The sequence below is a fragment of the Kitasatospora sp. NPDC004745 genome, from assembly GCF_042873275.1.
Taxonomy (GTDB): Bacteria; Actinomycetota; Actinomycetes; order Streptomycetales; family Streptomycetaceae; genus Kitasatospora.
Genome location: NZ_JBIALK010000013.1, coordinates 1 through 25,774 on the forward strand (window position 1 = coordinate 1; position 25,774 = coordinate 25,774).

Below are 25,774 nucleotides of genomic sequence, written 5' to 3' on the forward strand. Positions count from 1 at the left end.
TGGGCCCGGCTGCACCCCCCCCCCCCGCCCCCGGGGGGGGGGGGCCCCGGGGGGGGGGCCCCGCGCCCGGCCGCCCCCCCCCCCGGGGCGGGGGGGGGCCCCCCCCGGGGGGGGCCCCCCCCGCCACTTCGTGCCCGACCCGGCCGCCGCCCGTGAGCGATCCGCCGGTGTGACAGAATTCCCGTTCGTGGCCATCCGATTACTGCTCGCCGACGACCAGGAGATGGTCCGTCGGGGGATGCGGCGGATCCTCGAGAGCCAGCCGGACATGGAGGTGGTCGGCGAGGCGGCGGACGGCGTGGCCGCGGTGGAGGAAGCGGGCCGGCTGCGGCCCGACGTGGCGCTGGTGGACATCCGCATGCCGCGCATGGACGGTCTGGAGGTGGTCCGCCGGATCGCCGGCCCCTCGGCGGCGGACCCGGTCAAGGTCGTCGTCGTCACCACCTTCGACCTCGACGAGTACGTGTACCCGGCGCTACGCCACGGCGCCTCCGGCTTCCTCCTCAAGCGGTCGGGCCCGGCCCTGCTGGTCGAGGCCGTCCGGGCGGCGGTCGCGGGCGACAGTCTGATCAGCCCGTCCGTCACGGTGCGGCTGCTCAGGCACGTCACCGGCGTCCGGCCCGACGGCCCGGCCCTCGTCGAGCCGCTCACCGGGCGGGAGGAGGAGATCGCCGGGAAGGTGGCCGAGGGCAAGACCAACGCCGACATCGCCGGGGAACTGTTCATCTCGCCCGGCACCGTGAAGACCCACGTGGCCAGCATCCAGCGGAAACTGGGCGTCCGGAACCGGGTCGGCATCGCCGTGCGCACCTTCGAGAGGCGATACGCGGCCGGCCGGTCGGGCGGGTGAGCCACGGTCCGGACACCCCGGACGGCCTGGACGGCCTGGACGGCCGGGTGCGCGTCCGTCGCTCCGGCGCGAACGCGGATCCTCGTCACGGCAAGATCCTTCACACCGGGCCTTCCTGACGACCAGCCACCTCTTCGCCGAGCGTCCGGCCCTGTTGCATAGGCTCGGTCCGTGTGCACCCGGTCCCTGCCTGACACCCGTCGTCGACGCATGCTCTGCGCGATGGCCGTGGCCCTGATCGCGGCTCCCGCGACGATCGCTCCACCGGCGGCGCTGGTCCCGGCGGCCGTCGCCGTCCTCGCCGTGGCCGCGGCGATCCTGCGCCGCCCGCCGGGCCCGGCCTCGCCGGTCCTGGCGGCAGGCCTGTTCGCGGGGATCTCACTGATCGCCGACGCCGTCTGCCCGGGACCGCGGAACCTGGTGGCCCTCTGGCTGCCGTTCGAGTTCGCCGCGTTGCTGGTGCTGGGCGGGCGGGTGATCCGGCGGGCCGACCCGCGCCGGGCGTTCCTCGCCGGAGGGGTCCTGGTCGCCGCCCTGCTGGCCCTCCCGCTGCGCTTCACCCTGCGCCTGCCGCAGCCGGCCTTCGGCCCGTCGGTGGTCGCCGTCGCACTGGCCACTTTTCCGGCGGCCTGCGCCGTCGGCGTCGGGCTCCACCTGCGGGCCCAGGACGACCAGCGGGCCCGCGCGGTGCAGCAGGCCCGACACGACCAGCGCCTCGAAGTCGCCCGCGACCTGCACGACTTCGTCGCGCACGAGGTCACCGGCATCCTGCTGGAGGTGCAGGCCGCCCAGGTCTGCGGGTACGACGAGCAGCAGAACCTGGAACTCCTGGCCCGCCTGGAGGCCGCGGGCCTGCGGGCGCTCGACTCGATGGACCACACGCTGCGGACCCTGCGCGACCCGCAGGCCTCCGCGGACGCCGAACCGCCGCCGACCAGGGTGCACGGCCTCGCCGACATCCCGGAGTTGGTCGACCGCTTCCTCGCCTCGGGCGCCGCCGGCGCACTCGTCCTGGAACCGGGGCTGCCCGGTGCCGCGCCGCGCGAGATCGAGGACGCCGCCTACCGGATCGTCCTGGAGGCGCTGACCAACGTCCGGCGGCACGCCCCGCGGGCCGAGCGGCTGGACGTGGAAGTGGTCCGCACCGTCCATGCCGCGGGCCCCGCCGTGCGGGTGACCGTCACCGACGGCGGACGGCCCCGCGGCCACCGCGGCAGCGGCGGCCCGGCCCGCCGCTCCACGGGCGGGACGGGGCTGACGGCGCTCGCCGAACGGACCGGCGCCCTCGGCGGCACCCTGTCCGTCGGTCCGCACGCCGACGGCTGGCGGGTGCGCGCCGTCCTCCCGTTGCACCCCGCACCGGCGACCTCCTGACGCACCCGCGTCGGCGCGTTCCCGACGCCCCCGCGCCATCGCCCTCCGGACTCACTGCCCTCACCGGACACACCGGACGCACCGGACGCACCGGACGCACCAGGCCGTTCGGCCTACCCGCCGCCCTCCCACCCGCCAACCCGAGCGGCGATATCTGCCGAACGGCAGATGGCAGGAGCCCGCGGATGGGCGAGGCTTCCACCGTGTCCCGCGCGGCGTCACGGTGCTCCGCAACGGCAGGGAGACGGACGTCAGGGGCTGAGCCCGCACGGTCCGACGGGGAAGAGGAAGACGATGCTCGAACTGACCGACGTGACCAAGGTGTACCGGGGCGGCAAACGCGCCGTCGACGGCATCACGATGCACCTGGGCCCGGGAATGCTGGGCCTGCTCGGGCCCAACGGCGCCGGCAAGTCCTCGCTGATGCGGATCGTGTCCACGGTCACCAGACCGACCAGCGGCCAGGTCCGCTACCAGGGGCGCGACGTGATCGCCGACCCCGACCGGCTACGCCGCGAACTCGGCTACCTGCCACAGGACTTCGGGTCCTACCCGAACCTGACCTCGCGGGAGTTCCTGTCCTACCTGGCAGCGGCCAAGGGCCTGTCGGCCCGCTCCGCCCGGGCCCGGATCGACGAACTGATCCAGCTGGTCAACCTGACCGAGGCCGTCAAACGCCCTCTCGGCAAGTACTCCGGCGGCATGCTGCGCCGGGTCGGCATCGCGCAGACCCTGCTCGCCGACCCCAGGGTCATCGTCGTCGACGAGCCGACGGCCGGCCTCGACCCGGAGGAACGGGTGCGCTTCCGCAACCTGCTCAGCGACCTCGCCGCCGACCGGATGGTGATGCTCTCCACCCACATCGTCTCCGACGTCGAGTCGGTCGCCGCGGACATCGCCGTGGTCGCCCGGGGGCGGCTGCTGCGCCGCGGCTCCCCCGAGGACCTGCTCCGGGAGGTCGACGGACAGGTCTGGGAGCTCCTGACCGCCCCCGCCGACGTCCCGGCCGTGCAGGCCCGCCACGTGGTCAGCCGGATGGTCCGCACCACCAGCGGCGTGCGCCTGCGGCTGCTCTCCGACGCCGCACCCGCCCCGGACGCGGTCCCGGTCCCGCCTGACCTGGAGGACGCCTACCTCGCCCTCGTCCACCGCAGCGGCGAACCGGCCACCAGCCCTCAGGCGGTGCTGCGGTGAACCTTCGCGCCCTGGCCGCCCTGGCGGTCGGCGACTTCCGCGACCGGGTCCGCCGCCCGGCGTACGCGGTGACCCTGCTCGCCGCGGTCGGCCTCGGCTACCTCGCCGTACCGGACGCGGACAGCACCTGGGTGATCATGGACGTCGGCGGCCACCGCGGGATCTACAACAGCCCCTACGTCGGCACGGTCACCGCCCTCGCCGGCACGCTGTGGCTCACCCTCGGCGGCTTCTACGTGGTGCGCAGCGGCATCGCCCGGGACCACACCACCCGGGTCGGCCAGGTGCTGGCCGCCACCCCGCTGCGCACCGGCGGCTACCTGTGCGCCAAGTTCCTGAGCAACCTGCTGGTGCTCGGCTCGATGCTGGGCGTCCTCGCGGCCACGGCGCTGGCGATGCAGCTGGCCCGTGGCGAGGACCGCTCGGTCGACCCGGTCGCGCTGGTCGAGCCCTTCGTGCTGCTCGCGCTGCCGCTGATGGCGCTGACCGCGGCCGCCGCGATCCTGTTCGAGACGGTGCCGCTGTTGCGCGGCGGCGTCGGGAACATCGTGTGGTTCGTGGCGGCCCTGGTGCTGTCGCTCGGCGGCCAGTCGGCCTCCGCTCCGCTGGGCGGCCTCGGCGTGCACCGGGTGGCGCGGTCGATGGACGCGTCGATCACGGCCCAGCACCGGCAGGTCGGCGAGGGCGGGTTCAGCCTGGGTCTCACCCAGGTCGCCGAGCCGCTCGACACCTTCCTGTGGACCGGCTTCGACGTCTCGGCCGGCTTCGTCCTGGACCGGCTGGTGCTGCTCCTGCTCGCGGTCGCGGTGGCGCTGCTGCCCACCGTGTGGTTCGGCCGGTTCGACCCCGCCCGGTCCCGCGGCGGCGCCGCCGGCGGCGGGCCGTGCTCGCGCCGCGCCTTTCCGCGGGAGCCGGTGGCGGCGCCCCGGGTGCCCGTTCCGCGCGGAGCGGACCGGGAAGCGGATCCGTCCGCCCGCTGGTCCACCGCGCCGGGCGCACTTCCGCGGACCGAGCCCGATCGGGCGGGTGCGTTCGGCCGGCTGCTCGCCGGCGAGGTGCGCATTCTGCTGCAGGGCGTCTCGCCGTGGTGGTGGCTGGTCGCGGCGGCGCTGACCGTCGCGGGCTTCGTCGTCCCGATGAACGCCCTGACCGGGCTGCTCCTGCCCGCCGCCTGGCTGTGGCCGGTCCTGATCTGGTCCCGGCTGGGAAGCCAACAGGTCGAGAACGGGCTGGAGGTCCTGCTCGGCGCCTACCCGGCGGCCCGGCGCCGTCTGCTCGCGGAGTGGGCCTCCGGGCTCGTACTCACGGCGGTCGCCGGCGTCGTACCGCTGCTGCGGATGCTGGCGGCGGGCGACGGCGCCGGAGTGGCGCACTGGGCCTGCGGCGCGCTCTTCATCCCCTCCCTGGCCATGTCCCTGGGCACGCTGAGCCGCACCCATCGGGTCTTCCAGGTCGTCTACCTGCCGCTCTGGTACCTCCTGGTCAACAACGTGTCAGCCCTCGACTTCATGGGCGCCGTCCGGCCCCACGGCCGCCCGACCGGCCCCAGCCCCGTCCTCGTCGCGGCACTGTCCGCGGCGATGCTCGCCGCGGTCTTCGCCGTCGACACGGCCCGCCGAAACGCCAAGGCCTAACCCCGACCGTCCCCCGGCCCCCGGCGACGGGGTCCACCGGGGGCGCCCCCGGCCCACACCTCCACCACACCGGGAGCAGCCGCGGGCCCATGCCGGTGGCGGGTCGGTCGGCCGGCCTGGTCAAGGGCGAAGCTGACGACCAGGCAGAGATGCGGCACGGCCGCTCCGGCCGGCGCCAGCCGCACCACCGACGCGCGGTCCGCGGTCCGGGTCCAGATGACAGGTGACAGGTGACAGGTGACAGGTGACGGACGCGGCTCTCTGCCGCCGAGGATCGATCCGCACCGGGCGCTAACCGGCCAGCTGCGCCAGCCACGGATGCCCGGGGTGGACACGCTCCAGCCACCCACGGAGGGTGTCCCGCCGGGCCTGGCCCAGCAGCGGCAGCGCGCCGTCGAAGTCCGCCTGGTCCTTGGGCCGCGCGGCCTTCGCCTTGAACAGCAGCACCAGTTCCGGCAGGAGGTAGGGCGTCCCGTCCGCCGTCCGCTCGATGACGGTGTCGTACGGCAGCCGCAGGCTCTCGTCACGACGGCAGATCCAGGTCGCGCCCTGGTGCGGCTCGCGGAAGACGTCGAACAGGAACCGCCCGTTCGCCGGATCCCGCACCCAGGTCTGGTGGGTGGCCGCCAGCGCTTCGGGGCCCGCGTCCGGCCAGACCCGGCCCGAGCCCGCCGCGTCGAAGGCGTACTCGGGGAAGCGGTCCCGGATCTCGGGGAATCCCGCCGCGGGCACCGCGATCTCCAAGTCGCCGTGCGGGCGCGACTGCCTCCCGCGGAAGAGGTCCAACGCCCAACCCGCGGCGACGCACCAGGGCGCGCCGACCCCTCCCAGTCGCTCCGCGACCTGTTCCGGCCGCCACGCGTCCGCCCACCGGGCGTCCAACTCTTCCGCGTCGAGCACAACACCGCCGGGCGGCAGGGATTCGGTCACCGCCACAACCTACTCCCGCGTCCCTGCCCTGGTCGGCCGATCCTCGGAGGCGGCCTCGAAACCTCCTGGAGGCGGTGAAGCAGTCGCCGGCTCCTGCGAATCCGGGTACCTGGCCGACAAGGAACCTGGGTGCCATCAGGCTCGTGTTCCACGCTGCCGCCTTATCCGGCCCGAACCCTCGAGGAGTCGTGATGACGGGCGAGTACAGTTGGCTGATCTACGATCATGAGCCCATTTCAGTGGTTCTGACCGACCCCGGACCTCGCCCCGTCGAGGCCGTGAAGCCCTCGCCGAGGTGCGGCAGTAGAAGCCACAGACCACTTCCACGGAACCTGCGGCCAGAACACTCGGTTGTCCCTCGACCACCGCCCAGGCAGAATCAGCGCATGGCGACGTGAAGAGCAGCGGCCGGACGGAAGTCCTGGCGCACGTGGGGGAACGGCTGGTCCGTCCTCGACGGTGACCGCAGGATCTGCAGGGTGTGCCACGAGCCCGTCCGCTCCTACCAGTACCGCTTCCATCCGCCCGATTCCTCCAGCTTCGAGCGTTGCATCGGGTTCGCCTGGTGCTCGGGGTGCCGGATCTACTCGGGCGCCATGGTCCACGTTCCTCGCAGGCGCGTCCTGGTCGACGCCCTTGCCTCGCTGCCCGCCGACGACCGCGACCGGTTGCTCCGGAAAGAGGCCGCGCTGGTCGACTACCTCGACGGCCGCGGCATCGGCCACCGCTGACCCGGAGGCCTGCAGCCCCGGCGTCGAACTCCCCCGCCCGCCGGTGAGGTGGCGCCGCGTCCAGCGATCCGGGGGCTGCGTGGGCGCCCGCGCAACAGACCCAGACGCCTGGTTGCCGACCGGGGCTACGACTACGACAAGTACCGTCGCCTGCTGTGGAAGCGAGGCATCAAGCCGCTCATCGCCCGTCGCGGCGTTGCCCACGGTTCCGGCTTGGGCCGCACCCGCTGGGTGGTAGAGCGGACGTTCGCCTGGCTCCACCAGTTCAAGCGCCTGCGCATCCGCTACGAACGTCGAGCAGATCTCCATCATGGCTTGCTTCAACCCGCCTGCGGCCTCATCTGCCTGCGACGGCTTCACAGGGCTCCGGCGAGCGGTGGCCCCGACACCGCAGGGGTCGGGGCCACCTCAGGGGCTGGATGGGTCAGCTGAAGCTGACGTCGTAGACGCTGGCGCCGCGGGGGGTGAAGCGGGCACTGCCGGTGAGGCCCTCGTACTTGAGGGTGCCACCGGTGACGATCGCATCGAAGGACTGGAGCTCCGCGCCCGGGTGCGCGATGGGCCGCACGCTGGTGATGGCGATCTGAGCGTCGCCAGTGAACTTGAGCACGGTGCTGCAGAGCACCTGGTCCTGGGTCGAGCCGATCTGGTCCTTGACGCAGTTGCCGAAGGCGGTGCCGATCTGGTTGCCGTCGAGGTCGTTGACCTTGGCGCGATTGCCGTAGGGAACGCCGATCACCGGAGCCCCGGACAGTGCTTCGGAGCCGGTGTAGTCGAGGATGAGGTCCGGTACCTGGGCGGCCCGGGTGGAGCGGTTCTTGTGGTCCTGCGGGGTGTCGCTCGCCATGGCGGGCACACTGACCGCGACGGCCGTGCCGACGGCCGTCGCGGCCAGGACGAGGGCGAGGGTGCGCTTGGTCGGGAGGGCAGGGCGCATCGATTCTCCTTCAGTGCTTCGGGCCTGCTGCCCGAATCCGGTGAAATCTGATCACACCGGGCGAAAGCGCCGGGACGGCTGCAGTACCCCGGACCTGATGCCAGGAGAGCCCTGTCGGCCTTGCACCCCAAGGCCTCATGTCGTCCACGAACAGCGCGGATTGGACGCATGCGTGAGCACGGCTATCACCCGCTCGAGCAGCAAGATTCACCTGCTCGGCTTCACGAGCACCACCGACATTCTGAAACGATCAGTAAGCCGTGCGCGCCGTCCCCGCCGCCTGCGCCCCGAGCAGGTCGATCATGGCGTCGAGGGGCTTGGCCGCCTCCGCCGCCGCCCGGGCCGGATCACCGGAGCGGATCGCCTCGTACAGGCCCCGGTGCAGGTGGACCGGCGGTCGGGGCAGGTCCGCGAGGACGTTCGCGCGCCGCAGGCTCTCGGCCACCGCACTGACCAGCCCCTGGTACAGCTCGATCAGGACGACGTTGTGCGAGGCCTCCAGCACCGCGCGGTGGAAGGCGACTCCGGCCGCGACCCGGTCGGCCTCCCCCTCGCCCTCCCCCTCGCCGGCGCCGTGGAGCCGGTGCCAGGCCTCGGCGAGCCGGTCCAGGTCCTCGGGCGTGCGGCGTTCGGCCGCCGCCCGGGCCACTTCCACCTCCAGGGCCCGGCGTGCGGCGAGGATCTCGCGCAGGTCCTCCGTGCCGAAGCGGCGCCGCAGGATGCCTTCCGTGTCGGTGCGCGCCCGCACGTAGACGCCGTCCCCGTGCCGGATCTCCAGCACGCCGGCGTGGGCGAGCGCCCGGACCGCCTCGCGCATCGTGTTCCTGGCCACGCCGAGGAGTTCCATCAGCACCGGCTCCGGCGGAATGCGTTCGCCCACCCTCCAGCGTCCGGCGGCGATCTCCGCCAGCACGGTCTCCGCGATCTGCTCGACGCGCGAGCTCGACCCGACCTTCACCATCCACTCCCCGAGATCACTAGAGGGTCAATGATTGACTCTCCGACAGGTGACATGATTCCCTTCCCGACATGGATCTCGCAACCCGGGCAACTCCCCCGGCCACCACCACCGTTCACCGCACCGGGCGTCTCCGGACCGGCGGCGCCGAACTGAGCTGGCACGCGGACCAGGCCACGACGCCGGTGGTGTTCGTCCACGGCTCCTTCGACGACCACACCAGCTGGGACGGCGTCGTCCCGCTGCTCCCGCCCGGCGTCACGGCCGTCCGCTACGACCGTCGCGGCCACTCCGACAGCGGCGCGCCGGGCCGGAGCGTCATCCACGAGCACGTCGGCGACCTGGTCTCGGTGATCACCGAGGTCTCCGGCGGCAGCGCCCACGTGGTCGGCCACTCCTACGGCGCCCTCGTCTCACTCATGGCCGCCGCCCGCCACCCGGAACTGGTCCGCAGCGTGCTGGTCCACGAGCCGCCCGCCTTCCCCCTGCTCACCGGCGACCCGGTCGGCGAACCGATGCGCGACGCGGCCCGGACCCACGTCGTCACGGTGGCCGAGCACATCGAGGCGGGCCGCACCGAGGAGGCCGTCGCCCTCTTCGCGGAACAGGTCGCCTTCGGCGAGCGCTGGCGGGACCTGTTCGACGAACCGCAGCGCGCCATGCTCGCGGCCAACGCCCAGACGTTCCTGGACCAGTTCCGCGACCCCGACCACTACGCGCTGGACCTCACCGCGCTGGCCGCGAGCCCCGTCCCGATCACCCTCACGGTCGGCACCGACGGCCCGCCCGCCGTTCGCCGGATCACCGAGCTCCTCGCCCGACGACTGCCCGCCGCCACCGTCCACACCCTCACCGGCGCCGGCCACGCACCCCACCTCAGCCACCCCGCCGAATTCGCGACCGCCCTCACCCACCACCTGGACCGCACCCGCGGGGCCTGATCCTGCAGCCCCCTTCGCGTTGCCCCACGAGCGGGGTGACGCCGCCGTCCCGGCGGAAGGCGGAAGGCGGAAGGCGGAAGGCTGAAGGCTGAAGGTGCCCGCAGGTGACGGACGTCTCCGCGTGCCGATCACCAGGACACCTCAGAGGCCCGACCCGTCGAGTCGGCGCCCCACGCTGCTACGTAGCCTGCGGTTCCGTTCGAACGAGAGGGGGGTTTCCGAGTGGACGTCGAGCAGCTCCACAGCGCGATCGAGCTCCCGGAAGGGTCCTGGTGGGACTGGGACGTCGTCGCCTGGGATCGTGACCGGTTCCGGCTCGCAGCCGGATACGACCTGACCTATCACCACTCGCTGGAGCTGGTGTTCACCGCCCCGGTGTTCGTCAGCTGCCCGGCGAACTTTCACGATCCCCGATTTCGCGCCCCCACGTCCGAGGAGCTGGCGAGGATCACGGGCCGGCTCGGTGAGACGCCGTCCGTGCTCGTCGCCTTCGAAGCGGACGCGGGCGGGTCGGAGCCCGTCTCGTGCCTGATCGCCGCGGACCGCCTGGACGTCGTGCAGGAGACCGTCTTGCGCTACTGGCGCGAGGACGTGGCACCTGGTCAGCGGTTCGCACCATGGGTGCGGCCTCCGGGCAACTAGCGGCGTCGACTCGGCTCAACTGCGCGGTGGTGAGCGTCTTCTCCGGTCGGACGAGGACTGCGGCCGAGAGTTCGGCGAACAGGTCTGCGGGCAGTCGTGCGTCCACGGTCCGCAGCGCGGCCAGGGCGGTCCTGGCCGGGCCGGACGCGCCGTCGACGGCCAGCCGGACGTGGTCGCGGGCTCGGGCGAGGATCTCCTCGGTGTCGGGTGCCAGCGCCGCGTACAGCTGGAGGAATCCGCGCAGGTTGCCGGGCCGGTCGCCGCGCAGCAGCCGGCCGAGGCAACGGTCGATCAGTTCGGCGCGGTCGAGCAGGCCCTCTTCCGCAAGGGCGGTGAGCGCCTTGGGCCACTCGTTGTCCGGGCCGGAGCGGGCGGCGTACGGGTCGGCGAACTCGGTTCCGACGTCGGGGACGTCGAAGAGCCGGCGGACGAACTCGGTGAGCCGGGGCTGGGCGCGCAGCCAGGAGAACAGGGTGTCGTGGTGTGGCGCCGGCTCGCGCAGGCCTCGGTCGGCGAACCATTCGCCGATCTCGCGGTGGCGGTGGCGCATCAGGCTGCCCTCACGCATCCAGCCGGTCACGTAGCCGTCGGTGGCCGGTGGTTCGGTGCCGGACCAGACGGCGAGGCCGGGGGAATGCGGATGCCTGCTGTCGGCAGCCTGCTCCGCGCGGGTGCACCTTGTAGCCCTTCGGAGCACGCGGCGTGCACGACCGCAGCATTCTTCCTATCGTCGGCAGCACTGAGTGGCACCGCGCAGGGTCGGAACGCGGACGGCTGGGACGAACAGCAGCACGTCGGAGCCGGCAACGGCCTGCCCGATCCTGCCAGACCGTGACACAACGCGCTCGCCGCCCTGCACCGCAACACGACCGTCCGCCAGCACGGATCCGCGATCCGGCGTCGGACGGGTCGACGTGCCGAACACCCCGCTTCGAGGAGGATCCACCATGCCGTACGCGTCGTTCGCAGCCCCCGGTACCGCTCTCGCCGCGACGGGAGTGGCGGCCGGGCAGATCTGGCCCGTCGTCATCGCCACCGCCCTGGTCCTGTCCTCCATCGCCGCCGTACGCCTTTCCTTCCGACGCGGCCGCGGTCCGCTCCACAAGTGACGCCCCCGGCCCCCGTCGGACACGTGCCGCTACCCAGTGCCGAACACGCTCCGCCCCGCGCACTGTTGCTGCTCGCCGTGCTGCCAGTGGCCGCCTTCACGGCCTGGGCCGCGGCCCACACCGCCGCCCTCATCGCCCACATCCACCATCACCACGGAGCCGGAGCACTGGCCGCCCCCTGGCTGATCTCCTTCCTGCTGCTGTGGTGGGTCCCCCTGTCCTGGTGGGAGCGGCCCCGCACCGCCACCCCCGAACAGCAGCACGGCCTCGACCGGCTGCGGGTCACGGTGCAGATCCCCGTCTACAACGAGGACACGGCCGCCCTGCGGGCCTGCTTGCACTCGGTCCTCGCCCAGTCCCGCCCCGTCCAGCGCATCCGTGTCGTCGACGACGGCTCCGTCCGGCCCGACGGCACCCCCATGACCTACGACGAGGCCCGGGCCGAATTCGCCCGACTCGCCGCCGCCGCCGGCATCGAGGCCACCTGGGACCGCACCTCCAACCGCGGCAAACGCCACGCCCAGATGCACGTCCTCGCCAACGACGACGCCGACGTCTTCATCACCCTGGACAGCGACTCCGTCCTCGACTGCCACGCCGTCCGTGAAGGACTCAAGCCCTTCGCCGACTCCCGGACCCAGTCCGTCGCCGGACAGGTCGTCGTCCTCAACCACGACGCGAACGCCCTCACCCGCCTCATCGGCTTGCTCTACCTCCCCTTCACCCGGGGTCTGCGCAGTGCACAGTCCGTCCTCAAACGCGTCACCATCAACTCCGGCACCCTCGCCTTCTACCGGGCCGACATCGTCCGCGACGCCGCCGGCACCTACGAGAACGAGCAGTTCCGCGGCCGTCCCATGCAGATGAACGACGACTCGATGCTCACCTTCTACGCCATGCTCGCCGGAGACACCGTCCACCAGCCCTCCGCGCTCGTCTTCACGCTCGCCCCCGAACGCCTCCCCCACTACCTCAACCAACAGCTGCGCTGGATGCGCGGCACCACCGTCCGCCACCTGTGGTGGCTGCGCTACCTCCCCGCCACCGGCATCGTCTTCTGGACCACCGTCGCCGAGTACCTCCACCTCGCGCTCGGCCTCGTCATCCCCGTCGCGCTCCTCACCATGGCCGACTACCGCGCCCACCTCGGCGACATCGCCCTCTACGGCCTGGCCATCGCCACCGCCATGAGCTACCTCATGGCCCTGCGCCTGTTCACCGTCTCCCGCTCCGACATGACCCGCCGCCAACTCCTCACCTGCTTCGCCTGCGCTCCCCTCGCCGCACTCTGGCGCACCCTCGTCCTGCGCCCCATGTACCTCTACGCCATGGCCACCTGCCACCGCGTCAACCGCTGGGGCACCCGTCAAGACGTCGAAGTCGCCCTGCCCCACCCGCAGGTCTCACCGGCAACGCGGTGATCAGCACCGAAGGAGCCCCGCCGCACCACTGAGCAGTGGCGCGTTCCTCCACCGCTCGCTCCGGCAGGGTCACCTCGCGGGCCGACGGACACACGCCGCCGGTGGCCGGGCAACCCCGGGGCTGCCGAATCGACGGCAAGGCGCAGCCCCGGGCACATCCGGCGCGGGCCCGGAGGCCACCCCTGCGGCGATGTCAGCCGTGTGCCACCGCCCGCATGCGGCCCGGCGCACCTCAGGGCAGTCTCGGCTCCAGGCGCCACGGGCGGGCGCCCCCGGCAGACCCGCCCGCCCGGTCGACCGGCAGGACACCACGGAGGACAGCGTGAAGAAGCACCTCGGCATCCCGGCTGCCCGCCCATGACCAGGTACTGAAGCTGCTTCGGGTTTCCCGTCGAGGAGCGCACGGCCTCCGGGGCGATGTCGACCCGGCCGGTGAACCCGAGGCCCCGGGTCACGTAGTCGGTGATGTTCGGCACCGCGAGGAACGCCTTCCCGTCCTCGGCGGTGCACGGGCGGTACGGCCCCCAGGTCTCTGCCACGGTGGCACTCCCTCCTCGGGCCCGGCGCCGGGCCTGCTCGGACGATCGCTGCCCGGGACCATCCCGGGCAGCCACCCCTCTCACTGCCGAAACCGCTGGTCGGAGGGGCTTTCGGGCAGGTCTCCAGAAGTCGTCAAAAAAGTTTCGATCTCACCTGCAACCCTCGCGGGCCCCGCACGTCTATGTGAGTGAGCGGCGGGGAAGCCCGCCGCGGCGGACCGCAGGCAGACCGGGAGCACCGACTCCCGGGCCTCGGATCCTGCCACCGCACTCATCGCAATCCATCGAGCAGCGACACACGTCTGCCGATGAAAACACCCCGGGGGGTATTCAGAATGTCCATTGTGCGTGCACGTCGTTCCCGCTCCGCGGTCCTCACCGCCGCCACCCTCGGCGCGCTGCTCGCCACCGGCGCCGTGGTGGTCTCCCCGGCCGCCTACGCCGCCGACGCCCCGGCCCCGGCCCCGGCCCCGGCCGCCACCGCCGCCGCCCCGGCCCCGACCGCCACCGCGACCCCGACCGCGGCGACCCCGGTCCCGGCCACCACCCCGGCCCCGGCCACGGCCGCCCCGACCGCGAAGCCGACGGCCGCCACCCCGGCCCCGGCTGCCACCCCGACCACCCCGACCACCCCCGCCGCCCCGGCCGCCCCGGCCGCGAAGCCGACGGCCAAGGCCGCCGCCAAGGCCACCGCCGACGACAAGCCGTCGCTGACCGTCACCCCGCCGGCGTCGGTCGGCCGCGGCGGCCAGCCGGTCGAGTTCACCGAGACCGTCACCAACCCGGGCAGCACCGCGGCCACCTACAAGCTGAAGATCACCACCAGCGGCGCGGGCCCCGTCTCGGCGAGCGCCATCAAGGTCGACTACCGCGACGCGGACGGCACCTGGAAGCCCGTCACCGATACGGTCCCCGGCCTGACCGTCGCCGCCGGCGCCACCACGACGGTCCGGCTGCGCCTGACCACCGAGCTCGCGACCTACTGGTCCAACACCGACTCCACCGTCACGCTCCGCTCCGCAGTGCTCGACGAGGCCGGTGCCGTCCTGGCCGAGAGCACCAAGGAGGTCGCGGCCAGGGCCATCACCCTGCAGGTCCAGAACGCGCCGACCACCGCCGTCGCCGGCGGCGACCCGGTCGAGTTCGACGTCGCCATCGCCAACCGCAGCGCCTCCGCCTACACCAACGTCGACAAGGTCATCGAGGCCGACCAGCACACCACCCTCCAGGTCCGGAAGGCCGACGGCAGCTGGCAGAACATCACCGGCGTCCCCGGCAGCAACCCGACCGTCGCCGACCGGGTCACCTACCACCTCTCCGACGACCGGACCATGGCACCGGGCGAGACCTTCACCAAGCACGTCCGGCTCGCCTTCACCGCCGACGCCCCGACCGGCACCGGCTACATCCACCCGTGGGCGAAGCTCGACATCGGCAGCGGCTACTCCCCCGTCACCGTCGGCCCCCAGTACCTCCTGATCAACGTCGTCAGCGCAGCGCCCACCCTGTCGCTCCAGGCACCCGCCTCGATCGGCAACGCCGGCGGGCCGGTCGAGTTCACCCAGACGGTCACCAACCCGGGCAACACCCAGGCGACCTACAACCTGGAGTTCGACGCCAGCAACCAGTACGCCCGCGGTGAGGGCCGCATCGCCATGGACCTCCTCGACGACGAGGGCGCCTGGAAGCCGGTGCTGACGACCTTCCGGCAGCAGAACGACGGGTTCCACTTCAAGGGCGGGTACGCCGGCGTGACCGTCCCCGCCGGCGCGACGAAGACGTTCCGGCTGCGCCTGTCCGCCCCGGTCAACAACGACTGGGCCGGCGCGAGCGGCACCATCAAGCTCTCCTCCTCCGTCCTCGAGCAGACGGGGCAGTACGTCATCGCCGAGAGCACCAAGGAGGTCGCCCTGAAGGCCCTCGACGTGTCGGTCAAGAACGCCCCCACCGCCGCCGTCGCCGGCGGCGACCCGGTCGAGTTCGACGTGACCGTGTCCAACGCCAGCGCCTCCCGCTACGACAACGTCCGCCCCGCCGTGCTGGCGGACCGGAACAGCGCGCTCCAGGTCCAGCAGGAGGACGGCAGCTGGCAGAACGTCTTCGGTGTGCCCAGCCGCCAGAACGGCGGCCCGGTCACCTACTACCTCACCGAGGACCGGAACCTGGCGGCCGGCGCCTCCGTCACCCGGCACGTCCGCATCGCCTTCACCTCCCTCGCCCCCGTCGGCACCACCCACGTCAACCCGGAGGTCATCTTCGAGGGCGGGCAGGGCGCGCCCGCGAGCGTCGGCCCGCAGGGCTTCCCGGTCGACCTCACCCTGGGCTTCCCCACGGACGACTCCGGCAGCACGGGCGCCCCTGGTGCCACCGGCGCCGTCGGCAACAGCGGCAACAGCGGCAACAGCGGCAACAGCACCGTCGCCGCGGCCGGTCTGACCAGCGCCTCCGACACGAAGTCCGACACGGGTTCCGCCGGCGGCACGGTCGGCGGGTCCGGTTCCACCGGGACCACCGGCTCCGCCGGGACCGCGGCCTCCTCCGACACGATCCAGACGGCCGCCAGCGAGCTCGCCCACACCGGCTCGGACAGCACGCTGAAGGTCTCGCTGGGCGCGGCCTCGCTGCTCGCCGGCGGCATCGCGCTCATCGCCCGCCGCCGACGCAGCGCCTGACCGTCAGGGTACGGGTGCACCCACCCAGGGTCCGGCCCCTCACCGCCCGTCGCGGCGACGGGGCCGGCCCTACCTGCGGTACCGCTCCAGCTCGTCGACGGTCAGACCGTGGGTGCTGTGCATGGCGATCGAGCTGTAGGAGGAGCGGGCGGCGCGCAGACGGGCCGTGCGCTCCTGCTCGACCAACAGCCCTTCGACGGTCTCGGTCCGACCGTCGGGCCGCCGGTGCAGGTAGACCGCGAGGCCGGTCACGATGATGGCGAGGCCCGCGAACAAGGCGATCAGCGTGGCCATGGCCACCCCCTCGGGGAGCCGTTCAGCTGCCTGGACGTCCGGCTGTCGAAGCCGCCGAACAATCGGTATGTACCCGCACGGTCGGGCGGTCGAACCTCCGGGACGCCGCTCCGTGGCCCTTCGGACACGGTGCGCAGCGTGCCGGCCCGGCTCCCGGCGCACGGGCTGCCCGGGGCCGTCTGCGTGAGGAAAGGCCCTGGTCACGAGCCTTCCGGTCGCCCCTGAGAGGATCTGCGCCATGACAAGCACCATCCGCCGCTCCGCGGGCACCAGAACCCTCTCCGACACCCTGCTCTCGCTGTTCGGCATCCGGCGGCTGAGCACGGAGAAGGACCTGGCCGACCTCCGGGCGGGCACCACCCTGCAGGTGTTCTGTTCGAGCCCGACGCTGGGCACGGTCAGGATGCTGTCGGTCGGCAAGGGCCGCACCGTCCCGCACACGGCCTCCGGCCACCTCTACCTGGCGGCCGACCGGGTGACCTGGCGCAACCGGCGCACCGGCGAGGACGTCGCCCTGACGGGTCCGTTCCGCCTGTCGCCGTCGGGCCAGAAGTCCCCGCTCCCGAAGATGGCGCGCCTGGACCTGGCGGCGGGCGACGCGCAGCACGTGATCGTGATTCCCAAGGCCGACACCGACCTGGTCACGCAGGTGCTGGAGGCGGCCGGCCGGTAGCCCGGCGCCGGCACCGCCGGGGTCCCCCTCGGCACGAGTGCCGAACGACCCCGCGGCCGGTCTCGGCAGCGGGGTCGTTCGGTATGGGACGTGCCGACCGTTCCGGCTCGGCCCAGCGGCCGGGAGGCCGGGCGGCCCAACAGCCGGGCGGCCCAACGGCCGGGAGGCCGGGAATCAGACCGCGACGAGCTCCCGCTCGCGCTGCGGCGTCCCGGCCGCGGGCCGCTTCCTGTTCGGCAGGGAGAGCCGGAAGACCTTGTGCCACGCGGAGAACACCTGCTTGGGCAGCGGCCCGGTGACGTACTCCAGCTCGTACTTCTCGAACAGTGCGCGCACCTTCACCGCGACCTCGGCGTACCGGTTGCTCGGCAGGTCCGGGAACAGGTGGTGCTCGATCTGGTGCGACAGGTTGCCGGTCATGAAGTGCATGGCCCTGCTGCCGCTGATGTTCGCCGAGCCCATCATCTGGCGCAGGTACCACTGGCCGCGCGTCTCGCCCTCGATCGACCGGCGCTCGAAGACCTTCACGCCCTCCGGGAAGTGCCCGCACATGATCACCGAGTGGGACCAGATGTTGCGGACCAGGTTCGCGGTGAACGTGGCGGCGAGCGTGGTGGGGAACGACGGGCCCGACAGCAGCGGGTGGATCACGTAGTCCTTGAGCACCTGCTTGCGGATCTTGCGGCCCACGGCCCTGGCCCGCGCGCGGAACTCCGGGTTCCTGCGGCGGCGCTTGCTCAGGTTCTTGCCGAGCTCCAGGTCGTACGCCGCGATGCCGTACTCGAAGAAGCAGGCGTTGAGGAAGTTCCACAGCGGCTGGCCGAGGTGGAAGGGGTGCCACTTCTGGTCCTCGTCGACGCGCATGATGCCGTAGCCGAGGTCGTTGTCCTTGCCGATCACGTTGGTGTACGTGTGGTGCAGCTCGTTGTGCGAGTGCTTCCACTGGTCGGACGGCGAGACGTGGTCCCACTCCCAGGTGGTGGAGTGGATCTTCGGGTCCCGCATCCAGTCCCACTGGCCGTGCAGGACGTTGTGGCCGATCTCCATGTTGTCCATGATCTTCGCCACGGACAGGCCGGCGGTGCCGATCAGCCAGGCGGGCGGGAAGATCGAGAACAGCAGGACGCCCCGGCTGGCCATTTCGAGCTTGCGCTGCGCCGAGATGACCTTGCGGATGTAGGCGGCGTCCTTCTCGCCGCGGTCGGCGATCACCTCGTCGCGGATCGCGTCCAGCTCGCGGCCGAGCTCCTCGATCTGCTCCGCGCTCAGGTGGGCGGTGGGGTCGATGGCGGTCAAGGTGCTCCTACCGTTCGATGTCGCAGGCACCCGCTGCCGCGGACACGCAGGTCTGGATGAGGACGCCCGGCTCGGCCTCGGTGATCTCGCCGGTGCGCAGGTCGCGGACGGCGCCCGCCTTGAGCGGCGTGACGCAGCCGAAGCAGACGCCCATGCGGCACCCGGAGGGCATGAGCACGCCGGCCTCCTCGCCGACGTCCAGCAGCGGCGTGGCACCGTCGGCCTCGACGGTCCTGCCGGTGGCGCTGAACGTGACCTCACCGCCGTCACTGCCGTCGCCCACGACGACGGCGGCGGCGGGGCGGAAGCGTTCGGTGTGCAGGCGCTCCCGGACGCCGTGCTCGCTCCAGCGCTCCTCCGCGGCGTCGAGCAGGCCCGCGGGCCCGCAGGCCCAGGTCTCGCGCTCGGCCCAGTCGGGCACGAGTTCGTCGAGCCGGGCGATGTCGAGCCGGCCGTCGGTGCCGGTGTGCACCTCGGTGAGGCGCAGCTTCCCGTCCGCGACCAGGCCGTGCAGTTCGTCGCGGAAGATCACGTCGTGCGGCTGCGGCGCGCAGTGGACCATGACGGCGTCGTCGAACTCGGCGTCGCGCAGCATGCCCATCACGGGCGTGATGCCGCTGCCCGCCGTCAGGTAGAGCACCTTGGCGGGCTTGGTCGGCGGCAGCACGAAGTCGCCGGCCGGCTGGTCGAGCTGGATCAGGGTGCCGGGTGCCGCCCTGCGGACCAGGTGGTTGCTGACCTTGCCGCCCGGGATCGCCTTCACGGTGATGGTGACGCGGCCGTCCCGTCGGTTCGTCGGCGAGGTGATCGAGTAGGAACGCCACAGGCGCCTCCCGTCGACGTCGACCCCGATGCGCACGTACTGGCCGGCCGTGTGGCCGCGCCAGCCCCGTCCCGGCCTGATCACGACGGTCGCGGAGTCACCCGTCTCGGGGTGCACGGCTTCGATGCGCCCCCGCAGGTCGGCGCCGGCCCGCAGTGGGCTGACCAGGTCGAGGTAGTCCGACGGCAGCAGCGGCGTCGTGACCATCTCCAGCAGTTTCCACGCCCTGCTGCGGAGGGCTGTACTCGTCATGGTTCCCAGCTTGCTGCGCCTCAGGGCGTAAAGTCCTGACCGTAGGACGTAAATCTGTTCGGCCGAATTGTTCGCAGGGAACAAGAACGTGAGCGATGCCATCCGGAGGGCCAGTGGACTGGCCCTGGAGGAGACGACGGTCACCGCGCTGCGGGCCACGCTGAAGACCACCGCCGACGAGGTCGTCCAGGCGATCATCGACGAGGTCCCTTCGTACGCCAACGCCCTGTCGGGCCGCATGGGCGCCACCATCCGCCGGGCCGTCCGCACCGCCCTCGGGAACTACCTGGACCTCGCGAGCGGGAACGCCACGGGCGGCGACGCCGGTGGCGCGGCCTACGAACTGGGCCGCGGCGAGGTGCGCGACGGCCGTTCGATGGACGCCCTGCTCAGCGCCTACCGGGTCGGCGCCCGGGTGGCCTGGCGGTGCCTGGCAGCGGGTGCCGTACCGGCCGGTCTGCCCGCCGCCGAGGTCGCCAAGTTCGCCGAGCTGACCTTCGCCTACATCGACGAGCTCTCCGCCGCGAGCGCGGCGGGCCACGCCGACGAACTGGCCGCCCGGGGCCGGGCCCAGGAGCGCCATCTGGAACACCTGGCCCGCGACCTCCTCGCCGGCGCGGGCCCGGACGTGCTGCTGGCCTCCGTCCAGCGGGCCGGGTGGCAGCCTCCGGTCTCGCTGACCGCGGTCCTGCTGCCCGCCGCCCAGACCCGGCCCGCCTACCGCGTGCTCGACCCGGGCACCCTCGTCCTCGACGACCTGCCGGACGCCACCGGTGTGCTGCTCGTCCCCGACGCCGACCGGTCGCACCTCCTGCGGCAGCTGACCGACCGCACCGCCGTGGTCGGCCCGGCCCGGCCGTGGGCCCGGGCGTCCGCCTCGTACGCGCGGGCCGTACGCGCGCGCTCCCTCTCCCCCGACATCCGCGACACCGAGGACCACCTGCCCGAGCTGGTGCTGAGCGCCGACGCGGACGCGTTCGCGGACCTGCGCGCCCGGGCCCTCGCACCGCTGCGGACCCTGCCCGCCGCGACCGCGGGGCGGCTGGAGGAGACCCTGCGGGCGTGGCTGCTGCACCAGGGCCGGCGGGACGAGGTGGCGGCGGCGCTGTTCGTCCACCCCCAGACCGTCCGGTACCGGATGTCGCAGCTGCGGGGGCTGTTCCCGGATCTCGCCTCGCCGCACCGGGTCCTCGAACTGACGCTGGCGGTGGGCCTCGGGGCCCCGGAGGCTTCCGGGGCCGGGCCGGCGGGGTGATGCGGGCCGGGCGGGCCGCGGTCAGGACCGCAGCCCGCCCGGGACCTCATGCCTCCAGGCGGATCAGCGCCCGCATGGCCTCGCGCTCCACGCGCGCGAGGTCGTCGAGGACCGAGCCGGCCTCGGCCAGGCACCGGGCGTCGCCCGACTCGCCGGCCTCCTCGATCAGTGCCGCCGTCCGCGTCCACAGGACGGCCGCCTCGGCGTACAGCGCGTGGCCGGTGCGCAGGTGGACGCTGTCGAGCAGACCGGTGCACTCGGCGAGGAAGTCGCGGTAGAGGTTGCGGAACAGGGCGCCGCCGGTGCCGGCCCGCTCCATCAGCAGAGCGGCCCGCGGCAGGTCCCGCCGGGGGTCGTCGGTGCGCTGGAGCCAGGTGCGGACCAGCTTCCCGGCCTTCTCGATGCCGCGGTGACCGAGGTTGGCGATGGGCGGGTCGAGGAAGGCGCCGGCGCAGGCGGTGATGGCGGGGACGATCCGTGCGTGCGGGGCGGGCAGGTCCCGCACGACGGTGAGGGTGAAGGAGCGGTGTCGGGCGGTCATCGGGCCGCGCTCGGCCCGGGCCCGGGCGAGGCCGGTCAGGCCGCAGGAGACGGCCCCGCCCTGCTGGTCGGTGTCCACCAGGTGGGCGTCGTGGTCGTCGTAGCCGTACATGGCGACGACGTGGCCGCCGAAGTGGACCTTCGTGTCGAAGTAGTCCAGGTGGTAGCTGTCGAGCTGGAGTCCGACGGGGCGCCCGGAGTCGATGGCGGACGCCACGTTCCGCCACGCCCTGCGCGGCGAGGTCGTCTCCTGCACCAGGAGGTCCAGCCCGAGTCCGGCGGCCAGGTTCCTGGTGAGGTCGAACGGCCTGACCCGTCCCCCGAGGAACGGGAAGTCCGCGTTCCTGGCGTCCCAGTAGACGAACGACAGGCCGGAGCCGAGGCCGAACAACATCGGCTCGGACAGGTCGAGTCCCTGGTGCCGCAGCAGCACCCCCAGGGTTGACGACTCGCAGTGCTGCGTACCACGGGCGTCGATGCCCGCGACCGTGGTCATGCGCCCTCCTGGACGGGGATGACCAGCCGGGTCGTCAGTTCTTCCTCCGGTGCCTCCGCCGGGCCGACGAGATACGCCTCGCGCACGGGCGCCTGCGGGCGCAGTCCGCGCTCGTGGACGGCGGCGAGGAGCGCGTTGTAGGCCAGCCGCAGGTGCGCGTAGGGCCCGGTGTGCGTGGTCTCGGCGACGAGTCCGCCGGGCAGCACCACGATTTCCAGGCCGGGCACGGCTTCCCCGCGCGGAACCTGCGCTCCGACGGCGATCTCCACCCGCTCGTCCAGGTCCAGCGGGTACAGCCCCCACAGCGGCGGCTCCCACGCGGCCGCCGCCCCGCCGAGCGCGGGCAGCAGCCGGCCCACGCACTCCCCGACCCCGGCCCCGATCCCGGCAGGGGCGCAGGTCGCCCGCAGCACCGCCAGCCGCCGCTCCGGCTCCCTGCCCAGGGTCACCTCGTAGCCGGGCAGACCGCCTTCCGCGAGCCGCTCCAGGGTCTTCAGCCGGGCCTGGTCCCTGCCGATCCGCTCGGCCAGCCGGTCCCGCTCGGCGCGCAGGATCCGCGCCCGGTGCTCCGGCCCGGCGGCCAGGGCCCGGGCGATCACGGCCAGGGGAAGGTCCATCTCGCGCAGCAGGGCGATGGTCAGGGCGTCACGGGCCTGTTCGGGCGCGTAGTAGCGGTAGCCGGAGCCCGCGTCCACGTGGACGGGAGCCAGCAGCCCCGTGTCGTCGTAGTGCCGTAGCTGCTTCACGCTGAGGCGGCACAGGCGCGCGAAGCGCCCGATGGTGAGGAGTTCGTCTCGCACGCCGCCATCGTGGACCCTCCCACGGGGGGAGGGTCCAGCGCCGGGTGAGCGGGCCGGGGATCAGGGCGCCGGGGTCAGCGCGAGACGTGGAACTCGTTCCCGCCGGCGTCCAGGAACTCGCCCGGCTCCCGGTCGGGGTGGCCGACCTCCAGGCGGAGCCTGTTCCGCCGGACCTTCGGCGCCGCGGGCGGCCCGATCACCAACGAGACCGTGCTGGTGGGCCTGCGGCGCAGCCAGGTGCCCCAGTCGTGGGACTCGACCGACTGCCAGTCGGCCCGGGCCTGCCAGAAGGCGGCCTGCGCGTGGCGGTCCTCTTCGGCGGCGTCGAGGCAGATCGCGACGAGCCCCGAGTCGGCGAGCACGCCCGGGTGACCGGGGCGCAGCACGCAGAACTCGTTGCCCTCCGGGTCGGCCAGCACGTCCCACGGGACGTCCCCCTGGCCGATGTCGGCCCGCGTCGCCCCGAGGGCGAGCAGGCGCGCGACCTCGGCCTCCCAGTCCGGTCCCCCGGCGAGGTCGAGGTGGAGCCGGTTCTTGTGCGCCGTCTTCGGCTTCGGGGTCGGGACGAAGCGCAGCCGCAGGCCGTCCGTGCGGCCCTGCGTCGCCTCCTGCCAGAAGCGGTCCATGCGCGCGACGTCCAGCGCGTCGATCACGATCCCGGTCAACATCCCGTCCCCCCAGCGTCGAATCCGTTGTCCGTTCGGGTGCCTGCCGGTTGCGTGCCGCCCCGGCGCCGGCGACCAGCAGACTACTGCGCGGCCGGCGGCCCGCGCCCGGGCCCGAGGACGGCGTCCTCGTCGGACGCCCCGGGGGCCCTCGCGATGTGATCGGAGCCGCGGGGGCCGGGGGCGGCAGGCCGGCGTGGGACTACGGCCCGGTGTGGGCGCGCAGGGCGTGCGTGAACCAGGTGAACACCGGGGCCAGGCTGGGCGGGACGGGCCATCCGTTGATGACGGCCAGCAGGTGCCAGTAGCGCTCCGTGCGGGGGTCGCCGGCGATCTCCAGGCGGGTCAGCAGCCAGTGGCGCAGGTCCGTGTCGTCGGCGCGGCCGAAGGTCTGCGCGTAGCGGGCGGTCAGGGCGTCGACGACGGGTTCGGCCTCGGCCGCGGCCGGGGCGATGCCCGCGTCGAGCGCGCGGCCGACGCCGTCGCGGACGGCCTCGGTGAGGTCGTGGTGCAGACCGGTGGCATCGCCGCGGACGCGTTCGGCCGCCTGGTACTCGGCCATGCGGCGCACGGCGGCACGGAAGTCGGGATCCTGGGTGAGCTCGGCGAGTTCCACCCAGGCCTCGACCTGTTCGGGTTCGGGATCGTCCGGCAGTTCGGGCATGGCCGCGCGCAGCATGTCGACGAGGTCGGCGTTGGCGTCGAGCCCGCCGAAGGCCTCGTCGATGAAGTCGGTGACCAGGCGTCGGCGTTCGTGGTCGGAGAGCTTGGCGAGCTTGTGCATGAGGTCCGTTTCCTCGGGAGTGGAGCCCCGCTTGGCCACCGCGCGCAGGACGGCGCGGCGCAGTCGGAGGGTGCGGATCTGCACCTCCAGGGCATCGGCGTGGATGGCGGCGACCTCGGGCACCGAGACCTCCCGGTCCACGACCTGGCGGATGAGGGCGAGGTCGAGTCCCAGGTCGCGCAGGGTGCGCACCAGGTCCAGGCGGGCGAGCGCGTCGATGTCGTAGAGCCGGTAGCCGGCCGGGCTGCGGTCCGTCGGCGGCACGACTCCGGTGTCGGAGTAGAACCGGATGGTCTTGACCGTCAGCCCGGTCCGCCGGGCCAGGTCACCGATCGTGAAGAGCGTGTCGCCGTCCATGCCCGTAACTCTCCCGTCTCCCCCTGCGGGAGACTCAAGCCCGGGCGGTGACGGTCGCGGTAGGGCTTCGCGACCCGGGTCCTGCGGGTGCTGGTGCGGGTGCGGGTGCGGGTGCTCGTGCTCGTGCTCGTGCTCGTGCTCGTGCTCGTGCTCGTGCTGGTGCCGGGTCAGTTCAGGCGCCGGCGGGCGGGGTGGGCGGGCCCGGTCGCTTCCGGCGGGGCCAGGGCTTCGCGGAGTTCGGGGGTGCGGGCCTTCTCGGCCCGGTACCAGGTGCCGTAGCGGGCGGCGAGGAACGGGGCCGACATGCCGTGGGCGACCACACTGAGGCCGACGGTGGCCGCGGCGACGAGACCGAGCCGGTGGATCCCGGGCACGTGCTCCTCGACCACGAGGAGCCCGAAGACCACGGAGGCCAGGCCGCGCGGCCCGAACCAGCCGATGTAGGCCGCGGTGGGCCACCGGAAGCCCGTGCCGGCGAGCGCGAGGACCACCGGCACCATCCGCACGACCGTCAGGCTGAGCACCGCGTACGTGACGACCCGCCAGTCCAGCTCTTCCAGGGCCGGGCCGAGCAGTACCGCGCCGAAGACCAGGAAGCTCAGCGTCGCGAGCAGCCCGCCCAGGTACTCGGTCAGGTCGGCGGGCCGCCCGCCGGATCCGTCCGCGGGGAGCGGCGGGGCCTGGCGCAGTCCGAGGGCGAACGCGAACCCGGCCGTCCAGGCGGCGATGAACCCGCTGCCGTCCGCCGCCGTCGCCACCGTGTAGGCGCCGACGGCGACGGCCAGGACGAACACCTGTCGCCACTCGCCGGTCACCCAGCCCCTGGCCTGTGACCAGGGCAGCAGCCGCCCGCCGGTGAGGCCGACGGCCAGGCCCACGGCGGTGCTGAGCAGCAGGGTCCGCCAGAGGACCCCGTTCGCCCCCTCCGCGGAGGTGGCCGTGCCGGGGATCGCGGCGAGGAACAGGACGAAGAACGGCAGCACCAGCCCGTCGTTCAGGCCGCTCTCGACGTTCAGGCCCTCGCGGACGAGCGGCGGCACCGCGGGGCTGGTCATGGCGGCCTTGCCGAGTGCCGCGTCGGTGGGCGCGAGGATCGCGGCGAGCAGCGCGAGCTCCCCGCCGGTGAGGCCCGGCAGCAGGGGCCAGGCCAGCAGCCAGCCGGCCCCGATCGTGAGCGGCAGGCCGAGGGCCAGCAGGCGCAGTGGCAGGAAGCCTCCGGTGCGCAGGTCCCGTCGGCGCACGGTCATCGCGTCGGCGAAGAGGACCAGGGTCAGCGCCGCCTCGACCAGCGTGCGCACCGCGCCGGCGTCGCGTTCCGGGTGGATGACGTCCAGGCCGGCGGGGCCGATGAGCACGCCGAGACCGGTGAACAGCATCGGCGCCGACAGCGGTGTCGAGGCGAGTCTGCGGGAGAAGAGCCCGTAGCCGGCGGTGACGGCCGCCACGGCCGCCGCGGTCCAGGCGCCGCCGCCGCTCATCGAAGCCGTCCTCTCCGCAGGGCCGGTGGCCGGCCGCACCCCGAGGGATCGGGATGGGCCGGTCGGATGGTCATTGTCGCGTGGGAGGGTGCGCGTTCACGGCGGGACATGCCGCCCGGGGGCGGTCCG

At 73.2% G+C, this 25,774-nt stretch carries 24 protein-coding genes and 1 pseudogene; 14 read left to right on the top strand and 11 right to left on the bottom strand.

From position 1 onward, the window contains the following. Positions 1–187: 187 nt before the first annotated feature. From ACFYUY_RS21105 to ACFYUY_RS21120, 4 genes are all read left to right on the top strand, one after another. Positions 188–850, top strand: a complete 663-nt coding sequence (locus ACFYUY_RS21105; protein WP_360220124.1) for a response regulator transcription factor — start codon at positions 188–190, stop codon at positions 848–850. Between the two features lie 222 nt (positions 851–1,072). Beyond that, positions 1,073–2,224, top strand: coding sequence for a sensor histidine kinase (locus tag ACFYUY_RS21110; protein ID WP_387902342.1), 1,152 nt, complete (start codon positions 1,073–1,075; stop codon positions 2,222–2,224). A gap of 294 nt (positions 2,225–2,518) precedes the next feature. Further along, entirely contained in the window at positions 2,519–3,418 is a 900-nt protein-coding gene (locus ACFYUY_RS21115; RefSeq protein WP_387902345.1) for an ABC transporter ATP-binding protein, read from the top strand. Next, entirely contained in the window at positions 3,415–5,052 is a 1,638-nt protein-coding gene (locus tag ACFYUY_RS21120; RefSeq protein WP_387902348.1) for a hypothetical protein, read from the top strand. The genes ACFYUY_RS21115 and ACFYUY_RS21120 overlap by 4 nt, the downstream gene beginning before the upstream one ends. A 291-nt stretch (positions 5,053–5,343) precedes the next feature. Here the strand turns inward: ACFYUY_RS21120 and ACFYUY_RS21125 are convergent, their stop codons facing one another. Further along, on the bottom strand, positions 5,344–5,982 hold the full coding sequence (locus ACFYUY_RS21125) for a nucleotidyltransferase domain-containing protein (protein ID WP_360220136.1): 639 nt from the start codon (positions 5,980–5,982) through the stop codon (positions 5,344–5,346). A 479-nt stretch (positions 5,983–6,461) separates the two neighbouring features. On the opposite strand from ACFYUY_RS21125, the gene ACFYUY_RS21130 reads away from it, so the two are divergent. Together ACFYUY_RS21130 and ACFYUY_RS21135 are read left to right on the top strand one after the other, a co-directional pair. Beyond that, a complete protein-coding gene (locus ACFYUY_RS21130) occupies positions 6,462–6,713 on the top strand; it encodes a hypothetical protein (protein ID WP_387902350.1) in 252 nt (83 codons plus the stop codon). Between the two features lie 60 nt (positions 6,714–6,773). Further along, positions 6,774–7,145, top strand: a pseudogene (locus ACFYUY_RS21135) (transposase); the annotation flags it as partial. Here ACFYUY_RS21135 and ACFYUY_RS21140 read toward each other — a convergent pair. Both ACFYUY_RS21140 and ACFYUY_RS21145 read right to left on the bottom strand, forming a co-directional pair. Further along, positions 7,138–7,650, bottom strand: coding sequence for a hypothetical protein (locus tag ACFYUY_RS21140; protein WP_360220142.1), 513 nt, complete (start codon positions 7,648–7,650; stop codon positions 7,138–7,140). The pseudogene ACFYUY_RS21135 and the gene ACFYUY_RS21140 sit on opposite strands and share 8 nt — an antisense overlap. A gap of 250 nt (positions 7,651–7,900) precedes the next feature. Beyond that, the gene (locus ACFYUY_RS21145; RefSeq protein ID WP_387902353.1) at positions 7,901–8,611 is read right to left on the bottom strand and encodes a FadR/GntR family transcriptional regulator; all 711 of its coding nucleotides are present in this window, start codon (positions 8,609–8,611) and stop codon (positions 7,901–7,903) included. Between the two features lie 68 nt (positions 8,612–8,679). On the opposite strand from ACFYUY_RS21145, the gene ACFYUY_RS21150 reads away from it, so the two are divergent. The 6 genes from ACFYUY_RS21150 (at position 8,680) to ACFYUY_RS21175 (ending at position 15,932) form a co-directional block, all read left to right on the top strand. Continuing rightward, positions 8,680–9,549, top strand: a complete 870-nt coding sequence (locus ACFYUY_RS21150) for an alpha/beta fold hydrolase (protein WP_387902356.1) — start codon at positions 8,680–8,682, stop codon at positions 9,547–9,549. A gap of 222 nt (positions 9,550–9,771) precedes the next feature. After that, on the top strand, positions 9,772–10,191 hold the full coding sequence (locus tag ACFYUY_RS21155) for a hypothetical protein (RefSeq protein WP_387902358.1): 420 nt from the start codon (positions 9,772–9,774) through the stop codon (positions 10,189–10,191). Positions 10,192–10,360: 169 nt separating this feature from the next. Next, positions 10,361–11,026 (top strand): hypothetical protein, encoded by a 666-nt coding sequence (locus tag ACFYUY_RS21160; protein WP_360220154.1) that lies wholly within the window; start codon positions 10,361–10,363, stop codon positions 11,024–11,026. A 112-nt stretch (positions 11,027–11,138) separates the two neighbouring features. After that, positions 11,139–11,300: a hypothetical protein gene (locus tag ACFYUY_RS21165; protein WP_360220157.1), complete on the top strand. Its 162-nt coding sequence runs from the start codon at positions 11,139–11,141 to the stop codon at positions 11,298–11,300. A gap of 23 nt (positions 11,301–11,323) precedes the next feature. Further along, a complete protein-coding gene (locus ACFYUY_RS21170) occupies positions 11,324–12,721 on the top strand; it encodes a glycosyltransferase (RefSeq protein ID WP_360220159.1) in 1,398 nt (465 codons plus the stop codon). An 883-nt stretch (positions 12,722–13,604) separates the two neighbouring features. Beyond that, the gene (locus tag ACFYUY_RS21175) at positions 13,605–15,932 is read left to right on the top strand and encodes an LPXTG cell wall anchor domain-containing protein (RefSeq protein ID WP_387902360.1); all 2,328 of its coding nucleotides are present in this window, start codon (positions 13,605–13,607) and stop codon (positions 15,930–15,932) included. Between the two features lie 69 nt (positions 15,933–16,001). Here ACFYUY_RS21175 and ACFYUY_RS21180 read toward each other — a convergent pair whose 3' ends face one another. Then, a complete protein-coding gene (locus ACFYUY_RS21180; protein ID WP_387902362.1) occupies positions 16,002–16,226 on the bottom strand; it encodes a hypothetical protein in 225 nt (74 codons plus the stop codon). Positions 16,227–16,464: 238 nt separating this feature from the next. Between ACFYUY_RS21180 and ACFYUY_RS21185 the strand changes: the two genes are divergently transcribed. After that, positions 16,465–16,899 (top strand): hypothetical protein, encoded by a 435-nt coding sequence (locus tag ACFYUY_RS21185; RefSeq protein WP_387902364.1) that lies wholly within the window; start codon positions 16,465–16,467, stop codon positions 16,897–16,899. A gap of 174 nt (positions 16,900–17,073) precedes the next feature. Here ACFYUY_RS21185 and ACFYUY_RS21190 read toward each other — a convergent pair whose 3' ends face one another. Together ACFYUY_RS21190 and ACFYUY_RS21195 are read right to left on the bottom strand one after the other, a co-directional pair. Continuing rightward, positions 17,074–18,195, bottom strand: coding sequence for a fatty acid desaturase family protein (locus ACFYUY_RS21190; RefSeq protein WP_387902366.1), 1,122 nt, complete (start codon positions 18,193–18,195; stop codon positions 17,074–17,076). Between the two features lie 7 nt (positions 18,196–18,202). Further along, positions 18,203–19,270, bottom strand: a complete 1,068-nt coding sequence (locus tag ACFYUY_RS21195) for a ferredoxin reductase (RefSeq protein ID WP_387902368.1) — start codon at positions 19,268–19,270, stop codon at positions 18,203–18,205. 88 nt (positions 19,271–19,358) lie between these two features. On the opposite strand from ACFYUY_RS21195, the gene ACFYUY_RS21200 reads away from it, so the two are divergent. After that, positions 19,359–20,525, top strand: a complete 1,167-nt coding sequence (locus tag ACFYUY_RS21200) for a helix-turn-helix domain-containing protein (protein ID WP_387902370.1) — start codon at positions 19,359–19,361, stop codon at positions 20,523–20,525. 46 nt (positions 20,526–20,571) lie between these two features. On the opposite strand, the gene ACFYUY_RS21205 is transcribed toward ACFYUY_RS21200, so the two are convergent. The 5 genes from ACFYUY_RS21205 to ACFYUY_RS21225 all read right to left on the bottom strand — a co-directional run bounded on the left by ACFYUY_RS21205 (position 20,572) and on the right by ACFYUY_RS21225 (position 25,645). Beyond that, a complete protein-coding gene (locus ACFYUY_RS21205; protein WP_387902373.1) occupies positions 20,572–21,561 on the bottom strand; it encodes a BtrH N-terminal domain-containing protein in 990 nt (329 codons plus the stop codon). Continuing rightward, entirely contained in the window at positions 21,558–22,361 is an 804-nt protein-coding gene (locus tag ACFYUY_RS21210) for a MerR family transcriptional regulator (protein WP_387902375.1), read from the bottom strand. Before ACFYUY_RS21210 ends, ACFYUY_RS21205 begins: the two co-directional genes overlap by 4 nt. 74 nt (positions 22,362–22,435) lie before the next feature. Then, the gene (locus tag ACFYUY_RS21215) at positions 22,436–23,029 is read right to left on the bottom strand and encodes a VOC family protein (RefSeq protein ID WP_360221960.1); all 594 of its coding nucleotides are present in this window, start codon (positions 23,027–23,029) and stop codon (positions 22,436–22,438) included. A gap of 199 nt (positions 23,030–23,228) precedes the next feature. Then, complete coding sequence (locus ACFYUY_RS21220; protein ID WP_387902378.1) at positions 23,229–24,167, bottom strand: MerR family transcriptional regulator; 939 nt, start codon at positions 24,165–24,167, stop codon at positions 23,229–23,231. 167 nt (positions 24,168–24,334) lie between these two features. Next, positions 24,335–25,645, bottom strand: a complete 1,311-nt coding sequence (locus tag ACFYUY_RS21225; RefSeq protein ID WP_387902380.1) for a cation:proton antiporter — start codon at positions 25,643–25,645, stop codon at positions 24,335–24,337. Positions 25,646–25,774: the final 129 nt, after the last annotated feature.